At 69.3% G+C, this 17,168-nt stretch carries 15 protein-coding genes and 1 pseudogene; 11 read left to right on the top strand and 5 right to left on the bottom strand.

Translation table 11 applies throughout. The features are described 5' to 3' along the window. Positions 1-27: 27 nt before the first annotated feature. From ACWCXX_RS19505 to exaC, 5 genes are all read left to right on the top strand, one after another. On the top strand, positions 28-807 hold the full coding sequence (locus ACWCXX_RS19505) for an APC family permease (protein WP_451128783.1): 780 nt from the start codon (positions 28-30) through the stop codon (positions 805-807). Then, positions 800-1,816 carry an acetamidase/formamidase family protein gene (locus ACWCXX_RS19500; protein WP_451128781.1) on the top strand — a complete coding sequence of 339 codons (1,017 nt, stop codon included), beginning with the start codon at positions 800-802 and terminating at the stop codon, positions 1,814-1,816. Before ACWCXX_RS19505 ends, ACWCXX_RS19500 begins: the two co-directional genes overlap by 8 nt. A gap of 37 nt (positions 1,817-1,853) precedes the next feature. Next, on the top strand, positions 1,854-2,447 hold the full coding sequence (locus ACWCXX_RS19495; RefSeq protein WP_451128779.1) for an N-acetylmuramoyl-L-alanine amidase: 594 nt from the start codon (positions 1,854-1,856) through the stop codon (positions 2,445-2,447). 106 nt (positions 2,448-2,553) lie between these two features. Further along, the gene (locus ACWCXX_RS19490) at positions 2,554-3,843 is read left to right on the top strand and encodes a GAF domain-containing protein (protein ID WP_451128777.1); all 1,290 of its coding nucleotides are present in this window, start codon (positions 2,554-2,556) and stop codon (positions 3,841-3,843) included. A 66-nt stretch (positions 3,844-3,909) separates the two neighbouring features. After that, positions 3,910-5,433 carry an acetaldehyde dehydrogenase ExaC gene (gene exaC, locus ACWCXX_RS19485; RefSeq protein ID WP_451128775.1) on the top strand — a complete coding sequence of 508 codons (1,524 nt, stop codon included), beginning with the start codon at positions 3,910-3,912 and terminating at the stop codon, positions 5,431-5,433. Between the two features lie 39 nt (positions 5,434-5,472). Here exaC and ACWCXX_RS19480 read toward each other — a convergent pair whose 3' ends face one another. The 5 genes and pseudogenes from ACWCXX_RS19480 to ACWCXX_RS19460 all read right to left on the bottom strand — a co-directional run bounded on the left by ACWCXX_RS19480 (position 5,473) and on the right by ACWCXX_RS19460 (position 10,272). Continuing rightward, positions 5,473-5,946: a hypothetical protein gene (locus ACWCXX_RS19480; RefSeq protein ID WP_451128773.1), complete on the bottom strand. Its 474-nt coding sequence runs from the start codon at positions 5,944-5,946 to the stop codon at positions 5,473-5,475. Positions 5,947-6,124: 178 nt separating this feature from the next. After that, a pseudogene (locus ACWCXX_RS19475) lies at positions 6,125-6,982 on the bottom strand (IS4 family transposase); the annotation flags it as partial. A 471-nt stretch (positions 6,983-7,453) separates the two neighbouring features. Further along, positions 7,454-7,720 carry a JmjC domain-containing protein gene (locus tag ACWCXX_RS19470; RefSeq protein WP_372458604.1) on the bottom strand — a complete coding sequence of 89 codons (267 nt, stop codon included), beginning with the start codon at positions 7,718-7,720 and terminating at the stop codon, positions 7,454-7,456. A gap of 125 nt (positions 7,721-7,845) precedes the next feature. Continuing rightward, positions 7,846-8,826 carry a quinone oxidoreductase family protein gene (locus tag ACWCXX_RS19465; protein ID WP_397803637.1) on the bottom strand — a complete coding sequence of 327 codons (981 nt, stop codon included), beginning with the start codon at positions 8,824-8,826 and terminating at the stop codon, positions 7,846-7,848. Between the two features lie 57 nt (positions 8,827-8,883). Next, complete coding sequence (locus tag ACWCXX_RS19460; protein WP_451128770.1) at positions 8,884-10,272, bottom strand: MFS transporter; 1,389 nt, start codon at positions 10,270-10,272, stop codon at positions 8,884-8,886. A 100-nt stretch (positions 10,273-10,372) separates the two neighbouring features. Between ACWCXX_RS19460 and ACWCXX_RS19455 the strand changes: the two genes are divergently transcribed. From ACWCXX_RS19455 to ACWCXX_RS19430, 6 genes are all read left to right on the top strand, one after another. Beyond that, entirely contained in the window at positions 10,373-10,780 is a 408-nt protein-coding gene (locus ACWCXX_RS19455) for an ArsR/SmtB family transcription factor (RefSeq protein ID WP_451128768.1), read from the top strand. Positions 10,781-11,404: 624 nt separating this feature from the next. Then, positions 11,405-11,698 carry a response regulator transcription factor gene (locus ACWCXX_RS19450; protein WP_451128766.1) on the top strand — a complete coding sequence of 98 codons (294 nt, stop codon included), beginning with the start codon at positions 11,405-11,407 and terminating at the stop codon, positions 11,696-11,698. Positions 11,699-11,949: 251 nt separating this feature from the next. After that, complete coding sequence (locus ACWCXX_RS19445; RefSeq protein ID WP_451128764.1) at positions 11,950-13,095, top strand: stearoyl-CoA 9-desaturase; 1,146 nt, start codon at positions 11,950-11,952, stop codon at positions 13,093-13,095. A gap of 114 nt (positions 13,096-13,209) precedes the next feature. Then, on the top strand, positions 13,210-13,656 hold the full coding sequence (locus ACWCXX_RS19440) for a cobalamin-dependent protein (protein WP_397803647.1): 447 nt from the start codon (positions 13,210-13,212) through the stop codon (positions 13,654-13,656). Then, complete coding sequence (locus tag ACWCXX_RS19435) at positions 13,653-15,080, top strand: methylaspartate mutase (RefSeq protein ID WP_451128762.1); 1,428 nt, start codon at positions 13,653-13,655, stop codon at positions 15,078-15,080. Before ACWCXX_RS19440 ends, ACWCXX_RS19435 begins: the two co-directional genes overlap by 4 nt. Before the next feature lie 67 nt (positions 15,081-15,147). After that, positions 15,148-17,118 carry an FAD/NAD(P)-binding protein gene (locus ACWCXX_RS19430; RefSeq protein WP_451128760.1) on the top strand — a complete coding sequence of 657 codons (1,971 nt, stop codon included), beginning with the start codon at positions 15,148-15,150 and terminating at the stop codon, positions 17,116-17,118. The last annotated feature ends 50 nt before the right edge of the window (positions 17,119-17,168 follow it).

Here is a 17,168-nt window from a genome sequence, read left to right as displayed (position 1 = left end):
GAGGAGACGAAGAACCCCCGGCGCACCATGCGGCGCGCGGTGCTCGGCGCGGCAATCTCCATCGGCCTGGTGTACGTCCTCACCACGTATGCGATGTCCGTGTACTTCGGGCCCGACAGGTTCGCCGGATTCGGCGGCTCGGGGGCGGCCTCCTGGGAAGGGGTGGCCCGTGCCTCGTTCGGGCTGTTCTGGGTGCTGCTCTTCCTCGCCGTGGTCAACTCGACGGTGGCCAACGCCAACGCGTCCGCCAACGTGTCGACCAGGACGGCGTTCGCCCTCGGCCGCATCGGGGTGTTCCCCCGGGCCTTCGCGAGGCTCCACCCGCGCCGCCGCTCCCCCATCGTCGGAGTGGCCGTGCAGTTCGTGATCGCGGTCGGTGCGGCGCTCGGGCTGGGCTTCGGCTACGACCCGGTGACGGCGTTCGTGCTGCTGGCCACCGTGATCGTCACGGTGATCATCGGTGTGTACATCGTCGTGAACCTGGCCTGTGCCGGATACTTCCTGCGGCGGCGCGACGCGTTCAGTCCCGTGCTCCACCTCGTGTTCCCGGTGCTGGGCATCGCGGCGTTCGTGCCCGCGCTGCTGACGGCCGCCGGCATCCCGGTCTTCGACTTCGTCTCCGAACTCAGCGCGCCGGTCTCGTACGCCGGTCCGGTCGTCGGCGTCTGGATGCTGATCGGGATCGTCGTGCTGGCTGTGCTGCTGCGCAGGCATCCGGAGCGGGTGGCACAGACCGGACGGATCCACCTCGACGACGCCCCGACGCCCGCCGGGCATCTTGGACAGGAGCAGCACAGCCATGAGTGACCCCCGTGGCCTGACCGTCCGCCCCGAGGCCGGCGAGTACGCCTGGACCTTCGGCGGGGCGGCGCCGGTCGCCCGCATCGAACCGGGGACCTTCCTCGACCTGTACACGGAGGACTGTTTCGCCGGCCGGGTCCGCTCCGAGAAGGACCTGGTCTCCGAGGTCTGCGAGTTCCCCTTCCTCAACCCGCAGACCGGCCCGTTCCACGTGGTGGGGGCGGAGCCCGGCGACACCGTCGCGGTGCACTTCGTGTCCATCGAACCGGCCCGGGACTGGGCCGCGTCGACGACCGTTCCCCTCTTCGGGGCGCTCACCTCCACCCACACCACCGCGTCGCTGCAGCCCCCGCTGCCCGAGGTGGTGTGGATGTGGCAGCTGGACCGGGCGCGTCGCACCTGTCTGTTCAGCGCCCGGGACAGCGACGTCCAGGTGGAGCTGCCGATGGATCCGATGCACGGCACCGTCGGGGTGGCCCCGGCCAATCTGGAGGTGCGGTCCGCGCTGGTGCCCGACGCGCACGGCGGGAACATGGACACGCCGGAGATGAGGGCGGGCGTCACCTGCTATCTGGGCGTCAACGTCGAGGGGGCGCTGCTGAGCCTGGGGGACGGTCACGCCCGCCAGGGCGAGGGCGAGACCTGTGGCGTCGCCGTGGAGTGCGCCATGAACACGGTGGTGCTGGTCGAGCTGCTGAAGGGCGTCACGACGCCGTGGCCACGCATCGAGTCCGACACCCATCTGATGTCGACCGGTTCGGCGCGCCCGCTCGAGGACGCCTTCCGCATTTCGCAGCTGGATCTCGTGCAGTGGCTGGCGCGGGACTACGGGCTGTCCGAACTCGACGCCTACCAACTGGTCAGCCAGGCCGGTGAGGCACCGCTGGCCAATGTGTGCGACACCAACTACACCTGTGTGGCGAAGATCCGCAAGGAATGGCTGCCCACGGGTGATCCCCATCGCGGACTCCACCGCCATCTGCGGGAGACCGCGACACTGCTGTCCCCTCCCTGACCGCATCTCTCCCTCCCCCCACACCACAGGAGTGTTCATGCATCGCAGAAGGATTCTCCAGGGCGCCGCCGCGACGGCCGCCGCCGTCCTGCTCCCGGCCTCCGCCCGCGCCGCGGCCGCCCCGGCCGCGGGTGACACGGACTACCCGCTCGCCCACTGGACCCCGGCCTCCACCTCCAACTACACGGTGTCGAGCCGTCCTTCGGCCTATCCGATCCAGTACGTGATCATCCATGTCACCCAGGAGACGTACCCGGACACGATCGGGATCTTCCAGAACCCGGCGAAGCAGGTCTCCGCGCACTATGTGGTGCGCTCGTCGGACGGCTATGTCGCACAGTGCGTCAGGGAGAAGAACATCGCCTGGCACGCGGGCAATTGGGACTACAACACGCGCAGCATCGGCATCGAGCACGAGGGCTGGGTGGACCAGCCGTCGTACTTCACCGACGCGATGTACGAGAAATCGGCCCTGCTGACCGCCTCGGTGTGCGACCGCTACAGGATCCCGAAGGACCGGGCGCACATCCTCGCCCACGCCCAGGTCCCCGGCAGCGACCACACCGACCCCGGGCCGAAGTGGGACTGGGTGCGCTACATCCGTCTCGTCAATCTGTACTCGGCCGGCTGACGCGCCCCGCGCCACCCGGGCCGACCGTCCCGTGCACCGGAGTTGTCGTAGCGGCCGACTGCGACGACGATGGGGTGTTCACGACGCCCCTGGACGGGAGGGTGAGTTGACGGACCCCTGGGTGGCGCTGGCAGCCGATACGGACCCCGGCGAGCGGATCGGCCAACTGCGTCGCGCACACGAGGTGTTCACCACGGCGGGCCGGCTGGAGCGGCCGGTGCGACCGGTCGTCGGCGAGTCGTGGCGGCGCTCGGCGCGGGCCAGGGTCAGCCCGGACGGCGCCGCCCTGGTCGAGCTGGGCCCGGACGACCTCGGACCGTACCGGGACGGGCATCCCCTGGCCTCCGCCATGCCGGTGATCCGTGAGCTGATGGGCGCCTACGCGACGGACGGGGAGCATCTGCTCGCGGTGTGCGACGCACACGGCAGACTGCTGTGGGTCGAGGGGCCCGCGGTGACCCGGCGGGCCGCCGGCCGGATGAACTTCGTGGAGGGTGCCCGCTGGGCCGAGGCGGTGGCCGGGACCAACGCGCCGGGGACGGCCATCGCCGTGGACCGCCCGGTGCAGGTCTTCGCCGCCGAGCACTTCCTGCGGCCGGTCCAGCAGTGGACCTGTGCGGCGGCGCCGCTGCACGACCCGCACACGGGCCGGGTCCTGGGTGCGGTGGACATCACCGGCGGGGACCGGCTCGCCCATCCGCACAGCCTGGCGTTCGTGCAGGCGGTGGCGCGCGCCGCCGAGTCGCACCTCGCGCTGCTCGCCCCCGCACCGGCCGGCGGGAGCGTGCGGCTCAGCGCGCTCGGCCGGGACGAGGCACTGCTGGTGACGGAAGGCCGCAGGATCCGGCTCGGCAGACGGCACAGCGAGATCCTGGTGGCGCTGGCCCGCCGCCCCGAGGGGCTCGGCGGCGACGAACTCCTCGTCGAACTGTACGAGGACGAGTCGGTGACCCCGGTGACGTTGCGGGCCGAACTCTCCAGGCTGCGGCGGCTGCTCGGTCCGGAGCTCCTGCTCTCCCGCCCCTACCGGCTCTCCGCCCCGGTCGACGCGGATTTCGACGCGGTGGCGCGCAGACTGGCGTCGGGCGCGGTGGCGGCGGCGCTCGGCGCCTACCCGGGGCCGCTGCTGCCGGCCTCGCGGGCCCCGTCCGTCGTCCGTCTGCGGCGCCGGATCGAGGAACAGCTGCGGGCGGCGCTCATCGCGCGCGGCGACCCGGCGTTGCTGGCCGACTGGGTGTACAGCCCCTGGGGCGAGGACGACCTCCCGGCCTGGCGGGCACTCGCCGAGGCCGTTCCCGCCGGGCAGCGCCCGGCGCTGGACGCCAGGGTCCGGGCGCTGGACGCCGAGCAGCGGTGGCCGCTCCCCCGCGACTCGTGCAACGGGGTTGCAACGTAGCGCCGCCTACCCTCGCGCCGAGGGCCGTCCAACGGCGGACGGCACCGGATCCGGGAGGCCACAGAGATGACCCGTTACGCCGCGCCGGGTGCCGAGGGCGCCATCGTCTCGTACGAGTCCCGCTACGACCACTGGATCGGCGGCGCGTACGTGCCGCCCGCCCGCGGTCAGTACTTCGAGAACCCCAGCCCCGTCAACGGCCGCCCCTTCACCGAGATCGCCCGCGGTACGGCCGAGGACGTCGAACTCGCCCTGGACGCGGCGCACGCCGCGGCGCCCGCATGGGGGGCCACGGCGGCCGGCGAACGCGCGCTCGTCCTCAACAGGATCGCCGACCGGATGGAGGCCCATCTGGAGGAGCTCGCGGTCGCCGAGAGCTGGGACAACGGCAAGCCGGTGCGGGAGACCCTGGCGGCCGACATCCCGCTGGCCATCGACCACTTCCGTTACTTCGCCGGTGCGTTGCGCGCCCAGGAGGGCTCGCTCGGCGAGATCGACGACGACACGGTCGCGTACCACTTCCACGAGCCGCTCGGCGTCGTCGCGCAGATCATCCCGTGGAACTTCCCGATCCTGATGGCGACGTGGAAGCTGGCCCCGGCGCTCGCGGCGGGCAACGCGGTGGTCCTCAAGCCGGCCGAACAGACCCCGGCCTCCATCCACGTATGGCTGAAGCTGGTCGCCGACCTGTTGCCGCCGGGCGTCGTCAACATCGTGAACGGTTTCGGGGCGGAGGCCGGCAAGCCCCTCGCCTCCAGCCCGCGCGTCGCGAAGATCGCCTTCACCGGCGAGACGACGACGGGCCGGCTGATCATGCAGTACGCCTCCGAGAATCTCAGGCCGGTGACCCTGGAGCTCGGCGGCAAGTCGCCCAACATCTTCTTCGACGACGTGTGGAACGAGGACGACGACTTCCGTGACAAGGCCCTTGAGGGCTTCACCATGTTCGCCCTCAATCAGGGCGAGGTCTGCACCTGCCCGTCGCGCGCGCTGATCCAGCGCGGGCTGTACGACGAATTCCTGGAGGCGGGCATCGTCCGCACCGAGCGGATCGTGGCCGGGCACCCGCTGGACACGGACACGATGATCGGTGCCCAGGCATCCGACGACCAGCTGCAGAAGATCCTTTCGTATCTGGAGATCGGCCGACAGGAGGGCGCGAAGGTCCTGACGGGTGGCCAGCGCATCGAATACGACGGAGAGTTGGCAGGCGGTTACTACGTCCAGCCCACCGTCTTCGAGGGCAACAACCGGATGCGGGTCTTCCAGGAGGAGATCTTCGGCCCGGTCGTGGCGGTCGCGCCCTTCTCCGACTTCGACGACGCGATCGAAACCGCGAACGACACCCTGTACGGCCTCGGGGCCGGCGTGTGGACGCGCGACATCAACACCGCGTACCGGGCGGGCCGCGCCATCCAGGCGGGCCGGGTCTGGACGAACTGCTATCACGCGTACCCGGCGCACGCGGCCTTCGGCGGCTACAAGCAGTCCGGGATCGGCCGTGAGAACCACAAGATGATGCTGGAGCACTACCAGCAGACGAAGAACCTTCTCGTGTCGTACTCGCCGAAGAAGCTGGGCTTCTTCTAGACGCACGGAAAAAGGCGCCTGAGCTGCAATGCCGGTGACTTACCGCGTTTCCGCAGGTGGGGTGGGGTATCTGGTGACTCTGAGTGTGTAGTGGACGTTACTCGGAGTGCGGGGCTGGTCCCGTTTCCTGACGTCGAAGGTGTTCTTGATCGGTTTCTTGATGCGCTGGCACTGCCGGTTGCGGCGGGCCGGTAGGAGGGCGGCCAGGATCTCCGTCACGACCTCGCGGCGGGCGGTGCCGAGCGTGATCCCATCGGCCGCGGCCTGGCCGGTGACCTTCAGCCGGGCGAGCTGCAGGGTGACGGTGAAAGAGATCCGGTCCGGATCGATCCCGCCGTGTTCCGCCGCGCGCATCTGCAGTGCACACAACGCCTGGTAGACGGTGAGGAGGGCGTAGACCTCCTGGTAGATCAGTTCTGGTGCCTTGGAGCGCAGGATGAATCCGGCGCCGCGCAGGCGGTTCTTCAACTCGGCGAATCCGTTTTCGATCTCCCACCGCTGGTGGTAAGCCATGGCCAACTGGTGGGCTGGGGCGAGTTGGTGGTCCAACAGGCTGGTGACCAGCCGGAAGGTCTCGGTGCGGGGCGGGCGGGCCGGCCTGCGGGCGGATGGTCACGGCGTACTGGATGATCCGGACGGTGGGACCCTTGGGCGGCTCGGCCAGTGTGCGGCCGGCCGCCCTGGCCTGCCCGTGCCGGACGGTCTCCTTGGGGGTCGGCATGACCGACAGGTAGGAGCCGTCAGGCAGGACACGCAGTGGGACGAAGACCAGATTCTTCTTGATCCGCCAGGCCAGGTGGGCGCCGGTGGCCCGGCCCAGGCCCCACAGCTCGTAGCCGGAGAAGTTGCGGTCGGCCAGCAGCAGCATGCCCGGCCGCAAGGAGGCCAGCAGTCGGCGGGCGAGCTTGTGCTCGCTGAAGGACGCCACGGAGTCGAAGGCCGCATCGATCAGGGCATGCGTGCCGCACTCGGTCAGCGCCATCAGACGGACCTGCGGGTGCCCGCTCTGGTTGACGCTTCCCTTGCCGGTGAACCCGAACCGGGCAGCGTTTGCCGGGGTGTCGGGAACGTCCAGCGCAGTGCCGTCCCAGGCCACCAGCCGCAGTCCGAAGGCGAACGCGCCCGCCGTGACGGTGGTGGCCAGCGTGCCGCACCGCCGCTCGAACAGCGCCTGCAGCGGTTTGTCGCCCAGCCGCTGCCGGGCGCGGGTCAGGGCCGAACTCGTGGGCAGCCGCTGGACGCACAGGCCCGGCAGATGTCGCAGCTTCTCGGTCAGCATGCGCAAGACCGAACGGTATCCTGGCGGTCCGGTGCTGTCCGAGCTGCTGAACAGGCACAACCCCAGGACGAAGTAGACCACCGCCCGGGCCGGCAACAGCCGTCGACGACGCTCGATCCGACCAGTCAACTCCACGACCTCATCGACCAGTTCAGGACCGATCTCCTCAGTCAGAACACCGAGCCGGACATGCTCGCCGAAGCGCCGGTCGGGCGGAGCCACCAGCCCGGCTATCGGGGCAGAAATGTCTCTATCGACAGCGGACGGCATACGGACGATGGCACACTGAGCACCCAACGGAGTTCCCTCACGGACAGTCGGATCTTGGTCGATCCTCTGTCCTACCGGGAGCTCCGTTGCCGCGTCCCGGCCTTCGCGGGTACATCACCAGAAGTGACGAACCCCGCAACACCGCCAGAGGATATTTCGCCCGGAATCCACCATCGACAAGCACCTGAACTACGGAAACGCGGTAAGTCACCGGCATTGATCTGAACTGGGACGATGAGGCTTGTCTAAGGGCTGTCCCGTAATCCCTGGTGGATCAGCGTGCGGCGTCAGACGCGGTGCATCGCAAGGCGGAGGGACGCCCGAATACTGGACGTATTCGGGCGTTCCGACAACGCGGCGAGGTGCCGTGGCTGTCGTCGCGCGCCCGCCCGGGATTACGGGAAAGCCCTTAGCCGGGTCCTTGCCGATGACTGTCGTAACGCTTGCCGAATTCTTGCCGTTGGCTGACCGTCATATCGAGTCAGCCGGACGTACGGGAGGCGCCCGCCATGGCGAGAAAACGACCATTGCCCACCTCGCGGCTTTCATGTTCGGGCCGCGCACCTCCCACGATTTCTCGCCCGAAAGCTGCACAGCGATGACCTCGTGATCGTCCCAGTGCAGATGGAAGCCGTTGGTTTCACCGACCGCGAGGTATGCGTTCGCGGAGGTGAGTTCGCCCGACCACCAGCTCAGGGCCCGGTAGGCGACTTCCAGCGTCGGGTCGAAGGAGTCCACGTGGTCCAGGACCACCGTGCCACCAAAAGCGCGGGGCTGGTCCCCATGGCGAAGCTCCCGACCATCGCCCGTGAGGGGCGTCTCGAAGGGCCGCGGCGCGACGCTCCCGGGCGCGTTCAGGGGCTTCAAGAGCCCTCGGGGCTGAGGAGGAGCTTGCCCGTGGAGCGGCGCTGCTGGAGATCGCGGTGGGCGCGGGCCGCCTCCTCCAGCCGGTAGGTCCCGCCGACGGAGGCGTCGATCTCACCGTCGCGTAGCCAGCCGAACAGCTCCGCCGAGCGCTCCAGGAGTTCGGCCGGGTCGGTCGCGTGGTTGTTGAGTGTCGGACGGGTGAGGAAGAGCGAGCCGTGGGAGGCGAGCAAGCGCGGGTCGAATGCGGACACGGGGCCCGAGGCTTCGCCGAAGAGGACGAACGTGCCCCGCGGGCGGAGCGCTTTCAGCCCCGCCTCGAAGGTGTCGCGGCCCACGCCGTCGTAGACGACGTCGACACCGCGTCCCCCGGTCAGGTCGCGTACCTGCCCGGCGAGGTCGGTACCGCCGGCGGTCACCAGGGTCTGCCAGGCGCCCAGCGCCCGGACGGCCGCGGCCTTCGCCGGCGTGGAGACGGTGGCGATGACCTTGACGCCGTTGCGGGTGAGCAGCTGGGTCAGGAGGCGGCCGACGCCTCCGGCGGCCGCGTGGACCAGGGCCGTCCCGCCTTCGCGCGCAGGGCGGGTGGAGGTCGTGAGGTAGTGGGCGGTCAGGCCCTGGAGCAGCAGGGCCGCCGCGTCCCGGTCCGTGATGTCCGCCGACAGGGGGACGGCGGCCCGCACGGGCACCACGACCTTCTCGGCGTAGCCGGCAGGGGCCGTGCACCAGGCTATGCGGTCGCCCGGCACGAGGGAGGTCACTCCCTCGCCCACGGCCGTCACCGTGCCCGCGCCCTCGGAGCCGGGAGTGAAGGGAGGTGACGGCTTCCCGCGGCCTTCACGCTCGTAGATGTCCTTGAAGTTGACGCCGATGGCCGAGGGACGAGCCAGCACCTCTCCGGGCCCAGGCGTGGGGGTGGGCAGTTCGGCGACGGTGAGGACCTCGGGGCCTCCGTACTGGGTGACGACGATGGCGCGCATGGTTCCTTCCGGGGCGGTGTGCGGGGGTGTGGAGGTCAGGGACGGGGGACGCGGAGGTCAGGGACGGGTGGTGTGCGGGGCGCGGGAGGGCAGCAGAGCCGCGGGTACGGCCATGACGACGACCAGGAACGCGAGGGCGACGAGGGCGAGGCAGATCCGTAGCCCCGCCGGCCCGGGGGAACCGTCGAGCAAGGCGCCGAAGAGGGCGATCGCCACTGCCCCGCCGATCTGGCGCAGGGCGTTGAGCGCGCCGGAAGCCAGGCCCGACCGGTCGGCGGGCACTGCGCTCAGGACCACGGCGGGCAGGCTCGGCCCCATCAGCCCCGCGCCGAGCCCGAGCAGGGCACTGCCGCAGAAGAAGATCCACCAGCCGGGGTGTCCGCCGAGCGGCAGGAGCGCGCAGGCGCCGGCCGCGGCGGCCAGCGCACCGCCGATCAGCAGCGGGCGCGGGCCGGTACGGGTGACCGCCCGGGCCAGGACGAAGGAGGCCAAGGCCCACAGTGCGGCGAAGGGCACGAAGGACAGTCCCGCCCCGAGCGCATCGAGGCCCCAGGTGCTCTGCAGCCGCAGGGAGAGGGCGAACTGTGCACCGTAGGCACCGAACTGGAACAGCGCGCCGATGACCAGGCCGCAGGCGAACCGCGGCCGGGCGAGCAGGCCGAGGGGCAGCACGGGTGCCGCCGCACGGCGCTCGACAGCGACGAACACCGCGGCCGAGGCGAGGGTGACCGCCAGCAGCGCCCACGTCACGATGTCGGTCCAGCCTTGAACCCCGCCCTCGATGAGCGCGCCGATGCCGCAGCCGACGACCATGACGGCCAGTGTCTGCCCGGCGGGGTCGAGGGCAGCTTCGCGGGTGGCGGAAGGCGGCACCTGCAGCCTGGTCAGCCACCAGGCCAGCAGTCCGACGGGCACGTTGATCAGGAAGACCGAGCGCCATCCGACGGCCGTGGTCAGCACTCCGCCGAGCACGGGGCCGAACACAAGGGCGAGGGAGCTGACCCCGCCCCAGACGGTGAGTGCCCTGGCCCGCAGGGCGAGGTCCGGGTACATGCGGGCGATCACTGCCAGTGAGGCGGGCAGCAGGCCGCCGGCGGTGACGCCCTGAAGCACCCGGGCGGTGACCAGGAAGCCCAGGCCGGGGCTCGCCGCGCATGCCGCCGAGGTCACGACGAACCCCAGCAAGGAGACTTCGAACACCCGCCGCGCGCCCCAGCGGTCGCTGACGGCCCCACCACTGAGCAGGAAGGCGGCCAGGGTGATGGTGTAACCGTTGATGAGCCACTCCAGGCCGGCCAGGCTTCCGGCGAGGTCCCCCCGGACGGCGGGCAGCGCGACGTTGAGGGCGCTGCTGTCCATGAGGACCATGAAGAAGCCGAGACAGACGGCGAAGAGGGCGAGCGGACCGGTGGGCCGGGAGGCTGCATCCGCTGCGCCCGGGGGCATGCTCCCGCCGGCCGCGTCCTGGCGGGATGGCGGGCGGCCGGGCATGACACACCACCGTGCTTCCTGGGACGTCTAAGGTATTCGACGGAGGTCGATCACCATGGATGTAAGACCAGAGTCGAACACTTCGTCAACCCCCCCGCCTCGCGCGCCGGATGAAGGGCGGGCCCAGTCACAGCGGGCCCGGAACCTCTCGCACGTCCATCCCGCCGACGTGACGCTGAGCGATGCGCTCACGGCCCTCGCCGATCCCGTACGGCGCACCATCGTGAAGGAGCTGGCGGGCGGGCCCGACTGGACCCGGGCCTGCGGCACGTTCGATCTGCCGGTCACCAAGGCGACGCGCAGCCACCACTTCGCGGTGTTGCGCCAGGCCGGCGTGATCGAGCAGCGGGACGTGGGTTCGCGCCGCCTGAACAGGCTACGCAGGCCGGAGTTCGACGCGGCCTTTCCCGGCCTGCTGGATCTGGTTCTGCACGAGCGCCGAGCGAGCCCCGGCGAGTCCTGAGCGATGAGTTCCGAAGACGGGTACGGCGGCGGGAAAAGATGGAAGACGATCCTTCCATGACCGGATCCTTTCACAACCGGATGCGCTCCGGCCGTAAACGCAGTTCGGGTTCATAGGAACCTCACCACCGAAGCGCTCCGGTGAACCTGGCGAATGACCTCCACGCCATCGTCGCAGAGCGCCCTGAAAGCATGGGTAAAGGCACCGCCGACCGCCTGCTCCGACGGGCGCTGAAATTCATCCTGATGGCGTGGCACCGACCCCGCACCGGCGCCGCGCCACAACCTGGCTCCCCCTTTTCGCGGTTGCCCTTGCACACATCCGTCGAGCTGCTGCGATCGGCCGCAAAACCGGCCTCCGGACCGATTGTGAGTCGATTGTCGACCCGGCCTAAAAAATGAAACCAAGGGGAACCAAGGATTAGTTTAAATCTTCCAAGGCTGGGGAAATTTATGCCCTTTAAAGTCGTTACATCCCCTATATCCACTAATCGAATGAAATATCCATGCCGGGTGCATATATTTTACGGAGTCTTGATAGCGGCACCGAGCGACCGAAGCGCAAGCTTGTTCTACTGGTCCATACATATTCCGTGATACTGCACTTAATGGTGGTGTTATTGCGATGACGGACATCATCGGTACTGAAACTGCTGAGCAAGAAATATGGCACGAACAACGCCGGCGCATCGGCCTGTTAACCGAGCGGGAATGCCAGGTATTCCTTCTTCTGGGGGCCGGGTATTCGAACCGCAGAATTTCCGCACGACTTCAGGTGACCGAAGGAACAGTCAAGGCGCACATGGCGCAGATTCTCAGCAAGCTCCGTGTCGAGTCCCGGCTCCAGGCAGGTCTGGTCTCCCTCACGCACCAACTCTTCAACAAAGGTCCAATGGTTGCCGACCGCGAGGTCCGATAGAAATCTCCAGGGCGACGGCCGGACGCTCCATCCCGGCTCCCATCGGGATCGGGGACCGGGATCAGCCCCCGCGACCTCAATTCCCGCGGCCGTCGCCCCTGTTCGCCCTCCGGAAGGCGCAGGAGGACCGTTCCAGGAAAGTCCAGGAATGACAGACCCGGATCGATCTAGGAGAGCACGTGTCCGTTACCGATGCCCATCCGCGGCAGGCGGGGCCGACCGCCGGCGCGGCCCCCGACCCGAGAGAGACCATGAGGAGTCTGCCAGGGCCCCTCCAGTCCCTACTCACCGTCTTCACGGGCAAACCCCTGGCCGGACAGGCCCCGTTCGGCTGGTCACCCACCTACCACCTGGCCGCCGCGGCCGCCGCGATGATCGTGGGAGCCGTCATCGGTGCGACCGGATGGGCGCTGGGGTCCTGGTTCCTGTTCCTGCTGCTGCCCGGCTGGGCCGTCACCCTGCACGGCATGCGCAACCTGCGCATGATGGTCTACCACCAGTGCTCCCACAAGAACATGTACCGCAAGCGCAAGCTCGACGCCGTCATCGGCCGGGCGACCTCCAGCCTCCTGATCATCCAGAACTTCGAGCGGTACAGCCGCGAGCACGTCAGCGACCACCACGCCGCTCACCACATGACCCTTCGGGACCCCACCGTGCAGGCGTTCCTCGTCAGCCTCGACCTGCACCCTGGCATGACACGACGCCAGATGTGGCGCCGTGTGCTGGCGAAGCTCGGCTCACCGCACTTCCACCTCGCGTTCGCCTTCGCCCGAACCCGCTCCTTCTGGAACAAGTCGGCCACGAGCGAGAAGGCCACCTCCCTGGTGCTCTACGGTGCCGCGGCCGCCGCCACGATCGCGACGGGCACGTGGGACGCCCTGCTCGTCGTCTGGTTCGTCCCGCTGATCCCGCTGTTCCAGGTCAGCAACACTTTACGCCTGTGCGTCAAGCACACCTTCCCCCCGGTCAGCACTGAAGTCCGGCGCGGCCGCGAGTACTTCGCCTCCCTGACCAACGCCATATTCATCGGCGAGCCGGCGCCCGACCGGACCCTCCCCACCGGACGGCGCACGCTGGCCTGGGCCCGCTGGACCCTGCGCATGCTGTTCGTCCACGCCCCTTCCCGCTACCTGGTTCTCACCGGCGACACCGTCGTCCACGACTACCACCACCGCGCGCCTTCGAGCCGCACCTGGTCCGACTACCTCTTCGCGCGGCAGCAGGACATCGACGCGGGGCACCCCGGCTGGCCCCCCTACCACGAGGTGTGGGGCCTGGTCCCGGCCATCAACTACGTCTTCGACTCCCTCGCGGCCGCCGACGCCGAGGAGTACGACGTCGCCCGGCTGCGCTCGGTCAGCAAGCGTGAGCTCTTCGCCGCCTTCGACGACTGATCCCCGCCCGGCCCACGCGCCATCACCCGCCCGGGCCACGGCGCCGACATCCGATCAGCCCGCGACGCCATCACCCGCCCGGCATCGTCACCCACCCGAAGGAACAGCATTCCCATGTCGCACAGCGAACGCCGCCTCGTCATCCTCGGAGTCGCCGCCAGCGATAGCCACGCCGTCGCCAATCACCTCATCGCCCATGCCTTACGGGGCCTCGGCTTCGAGGTCGAGAACCTCGGCACCTGCACACCCGTCGAAGAATTCGCCCAGGCCTGCGAGCAGCACCCCGACGCGGAAGCCGTCATCATCGGCAGCCTCAACGGCCACGTCCACGAGGACCTGCGCGACCTTCCCGCCGCGCGCGAAGCCGGCCGCATCACCTGCCCCGTCATCGTCGGGGGCAACCTCTCCGTAGGCAGCAAGAAGGACCCCAGGGACCTGGAGCGCCTCCAAGCCCTCGGCGTCGATCGTATCCTCCAGGACCCGGCCCAGCTCCTTCCCGCACTCGACGAGCTGCGGGCGAGCCGGACGGCGGACCGGCAGCGCCTGCCCGTGACCTCATGACGAAGATCGGCTATCTGCCCGGGCACTCCGGGAGTCCCGGCACGGACGCCCTGCCGCCCCTCGCGGAGTCAGTCGACTACATCGCCTCCCTCGGCAAACCCACGGCCGCCCGCGTCCTCATGGACGCCCGCGACGCGGGCCGGGTGGCCATACAGCCGCGCTGCGGCGTCGGCGGCCATGAGGAGATGAAGGCCCTCCTGCGTGAACTTGAGGACCAAGCGGCCCCCGACATCCTCACCCTCACCATCGACTCGCACACCCGCCTCAAACGCTTCGAGCAGTCCCTGCGCTCCCTCAACCGGGCGCCCGCCGACCTCAACGGCTACCCCCTGGTCAGCCACGGCTACCTCCGCGGCCGGGAAGTCAACGAGTCCGTCGCCGCCCCGCTGGAGATACGCCACGGCTCGCCCGACGCCCGCATCCTCTTCGACGTCGCCGTCGCTTCCGGCATCACCTCCTTCGAGGGCGGCGGCATCTCCTACAACCTGCCGTACTCCAAGGCGGTCCCGCTCGCGGAGTCCATCGCCGCGTGGAACGCTGTCGATGCGGTGTGCGGGGAACTCGCCGGCCTCGGCCTGATCATCGACCGTGAGCTCTTCGGCACCTTGACCGCCGTGCTCGTCCCGCCCTCGATCAGCCTCGCGATCAGCGTCCTCGAAGCGGTGCTCGCCGCCCGCGCCGGAGTGCGCTGCATCTCCGTCTCGTACCCGCAGAGCGGCCACCTCGTCCAGGATGTCGCCGCACTGCGGGCGATCCCCGTCCTCGCCCGCACCTACCTGCCCCCCGAGGTGGACGTGCACCCCGTCCTCCACGAATTCATGGGCGTCTTCCCCAAGAAGCGCGGCAACGCGGAGGACCTGATCTTCTACGGGGCTCTCGTCGCCCGGCTCGGCGGGGCCTCCAAACTCATCACCAAGACCTACCAGGAAGCGTTCGGCATCCCCGACACCCACGCGAACGTCGAGGGGCTCCGGCTCGCTGACCGTGCCAACTCGCCGCTCCTGGACTTCGTCAAAGCCGACGAGGAACGCGTCGCCGACGAGCTCTCCTGGATAGTCGACGAGGTCGCCGACATCGTCGAACCCGTCCTCGCCGCACCCGACACCAGGACCGCCGTGGTCGACGCCTTCGCGGCAGGCTGCCTGGACATCCCCTTCAGCGCCAGTCGCTACGCCAAGTCCGAGATCATCCCCAAGCGTGACGCCGAGGGCGCCATCCGCTATCTGTCCACAGGCTCCCTCCCGTTCGGCGACCGCACCCGGCGGCACAACAGCGACCTCCTCAAAGGCGCCGACCGCAAAGGTGCCAGTGGTACGGGCCCCGTCATCGGTTCGCTACTGACCGGCCTCACCGACGACATCAACTACTTCCCCGCCCTCTTCCGGGAAATGCAGAAAGAAACACAACAAGAGGACGTCGAGTGACCACCGCCGCCCTCATCGGCTGAGCCGCGCCAGCTTTTCACGATTCGCTTCAGCTAGGAGAACTGATATGTCAACGGAAGCGGAAAGCGTACGCATCTGCATTGTCGGTGCCGGGCCGAGAGGGACCGTGGCGCTGGAGCGCATCTGCGCCAATGCCCCTGAAATCACGGGGGACAAACGGGTGGAAGTGCATGTCGTCGATCCCTACCCAGCGGGAGGCGGGCGGGTGTGGCAGCTCGGCCAGTCGCGCCGACTGCTGATGAACACCGTCGCCGGGGACGTGACCGTGTTCACGGACGATACCGTTACCTGCGAGGGCCCGCTGACGTTCGGGCCCACGCAGTACCAGTGGGCGCGCATGGTCGCCGCGGGCGAGGTCACCGATGTGACCGATCAGGCGAAGGCCGAGGCCGCGGTGATGGAACCGTGGTCCTACGCCTCACGGGCCTTTCAGGGGGAATACCTCGGCTGGGCCTTCGCCCACATCATGCACAACGCGCCGTCCGGAGTCAGGATCCAGGTGCACCGGACGCGGGCTACCTCGCTCACCGAGTCCGCAGACGGCATGCAGCAGGTGTCGCTGGAAGGACAGGACCTGCCGCTGGCGGTCGATGCGGTGATCCTCGCGCAAGGCCACTACGACGTCGAGCCCACGGACAGGCAGCGTGATCTCGCCGGTTTCGCCTCCCGCCACGGTCTGCACTACGTGCCGCCGAGCAGCCCGGGGGAGGCGGACCTGGCGCCGATCGGTGCGGGTCAGCCCGTCGCTCTGCGGGGACTCGGGCTGAATTTCTATGACTACATGATCTTGCTCACCGAGGGCAGGGGCGGGCGTTTCATCCCCGGTTCCGACGGCCGGCTGACCTATCTGCCGAGCGGCAACGAGCCGGTAATCCACGCCGGTTCGGGGCGCGGTGTGCCGTATCGCGCGCGGGCGGAGATCCGTCAGGAGATCGTGCCCCGCTACCGGGCGACGTTCCTGTCCGCAGACGAGATCGCCCGGCTGAGGGGCCCGGCGGGCACCGGTCGCACCGACTTCATGCGCGACCTGTTCCCCCTCGTGGCGAAGGAGGTCGCCTGGAACTACTACAAGGTGCTGTTGCAGGCCGATGACCCGACCGGGCACGCCCGGCTGCTGGCTGAGTATCCGCGGCACGCCTGGGGATCCCCCGAGATGGAGGCGCTCCTGAGCAACCTGGTGCCCGATCCGGAGCTACGCTGGAACTGGGAGGCGCTCGACCGTCCAGCGGACCGGAGGGAGTTCACCGACTCCGCCGATTACCGCGCGTGGATCCTTGACATCCTCGATGAGGATCTGCGGCACTCCGATCTGGGCCCGGCCGTCAGCGCCATCAAGGCTGCCGCCGCGGTCATGCGAGACCTGCGCGACGAGGTGCGGCAGGTCATCTCCCACCAGGGCCTGAGCGGTGCTTCCTACCGGGACCACATCGACCACTGGTTCAGCAGCTTGAACAACTACGCCGCCAGCGGGCCGCCGGCCACGCGCGTCCGGGAGCTCCGCGCCCTGGTCGAGGCGGGGGTCGTCCAGGTGCTCGGCCCGCGTATGAGGATGACGGCGGACGAGGAGTCCGGCGCCTTCTTAGTCGGCTCGCCCCAGGTGCCGGGCGCGCCGCGTCGTGTGACGGCGCTCGTCGAGGCTCACCTGCCGACGACCGACGTGCGCCGGGCCACCGACCCGCTGCTGGCGTCGCTGCGCACCGCGGGCGGATGCCGGGCCCACTTCATCCCCGACGCGGCAGGCGCCGGCTACGAGACGGGCGGTCTGGACGTCACGGATGTGACCTTCCAGGTCATCGACGGCCGGGGCGTTCCCCACCCGGCCCGATTCTCCTACGGTCCTCCGGTGGAGTCGGTGCAGTGGGTCACCGCGATCGGCGCCCGGCCGCACGTCAACTCCCGCACGCTGCTCCAGGGCGACTCGATCGCCCGGTCCTGCCTCAAGCAGGGCATGAGCCGGCTCGCCGGGACCGCGGGCTCTGCCGGGCGGGACGCGGAGCTGGCGGCGCCCGTACGTTGACGAGGCCGCCGGACAGGCGGGACAAGAGGCATGGGGGCCGGTCAGCTTTG

This window comes from Streptomyces sp. NPDC001732 (assembly GCF_053596315.1).
This window is presented reverse-complemented; position numbering and strand designations above follow the sequence as displayed.

Excerpts from the sequence above, each read along its gene's own strand:
- ACWCXX_RS19505 (WP_451128783.1), top strand. The coding sequence starts at position 28 with ATGCGGCGCGCGGTGCTCGGCGCGGCAATCTCCATCGGCCTGGTGTAC.
- ACWCXX_RS19465 (WP_397803637.1), bottom strand. The coding sequence starts at position 8,826 with ATGCGCGCCATCGTCGTCACCCAGTACGGAGGCCCCGAGGTCCTCACC.
- ACWCXX_RS19450 (WP_451128766.1), top strand. The coding sequence starts at position 11,405 with ATGACGGACATCATCGGTACTGAAACTGCTGAGCAAGAAATATGGCAC.
- ACWCXX_RS19435 (WP_451128762.1), top strand. The coding sequence starts at position 13,653 with ATGACGAAGATCGGCTATCTGCCCGGGCACTCCGGGAGTCCCGGCACG.
- exaC (WP_451128775.1), top strand. The coding sequence starts at position 3,910 with ATGACCCGTTACGCCGCGCCGGGTGCCGAGGGCGCCATCGTCTCGTAC.
- ACWCXX_RS19500 (WP_451128781.1), top strand. The coding sequence starts at position 800 with ATGAGTGACCCCCGTGGCCTGACCGTCCGCCCCGAGGCCGGCGAGTAC.
- ACWCXX_RS19430 (WP_451128760.1), top strand. The coding sequence starts at position 15,148 with ATGTCAACGGAAGCGGAAAGCGTACGCATCTGCATTGTCGGTGCCGGG.
- ACWCXX_RS19440 (WP_397803647.1), top strand. The coding sequence starts at position 13,210 with ATGTCGCACAGCGAACGCCGCCTCGTCATCCTCGGAGTCGCCGCCAGC.
- ACWCXX_RS19495 (WP_451128779.1), top strand. The coding sequence starts at position 1,854 with ATGCATCGCAGAAGGATTCTCCAGGGCGCCGCCGCGACGGCCGCCGCC.
- ACWCXX_RS19460 (WP_451128770.1), bottom strand. The coding sequence starts at position 10,272 with ATGCCCCCGGGCGCAGCGGATGCAGCCTCCCGGCCCACCGGTCCGCTC.
- ACWCXX_RS19480 (WP_451128773.1), bottom strand. The coding sequence starts at position 5,946 with ATGGCTTACCACCAGCGGTGGGAGATCGAAAACGGATTCGCCGAGTTG.
- ACWCXX_RS19455 (WP_451128768.1), top strand. The coding sequence starts at position 10,373 with ATGGATGTAAGACCAGAGTCGAACACTTCGTCAACCCCCCCGCCTCGC.
- ACWCXX_RS19445 (WP_451128764.1), top strand. The coding sequence starts at position 11,950 with ATGAGGAGTCTGCCAGGGCCCCTCCAGTCCCTACTCACCGTCTTCACG.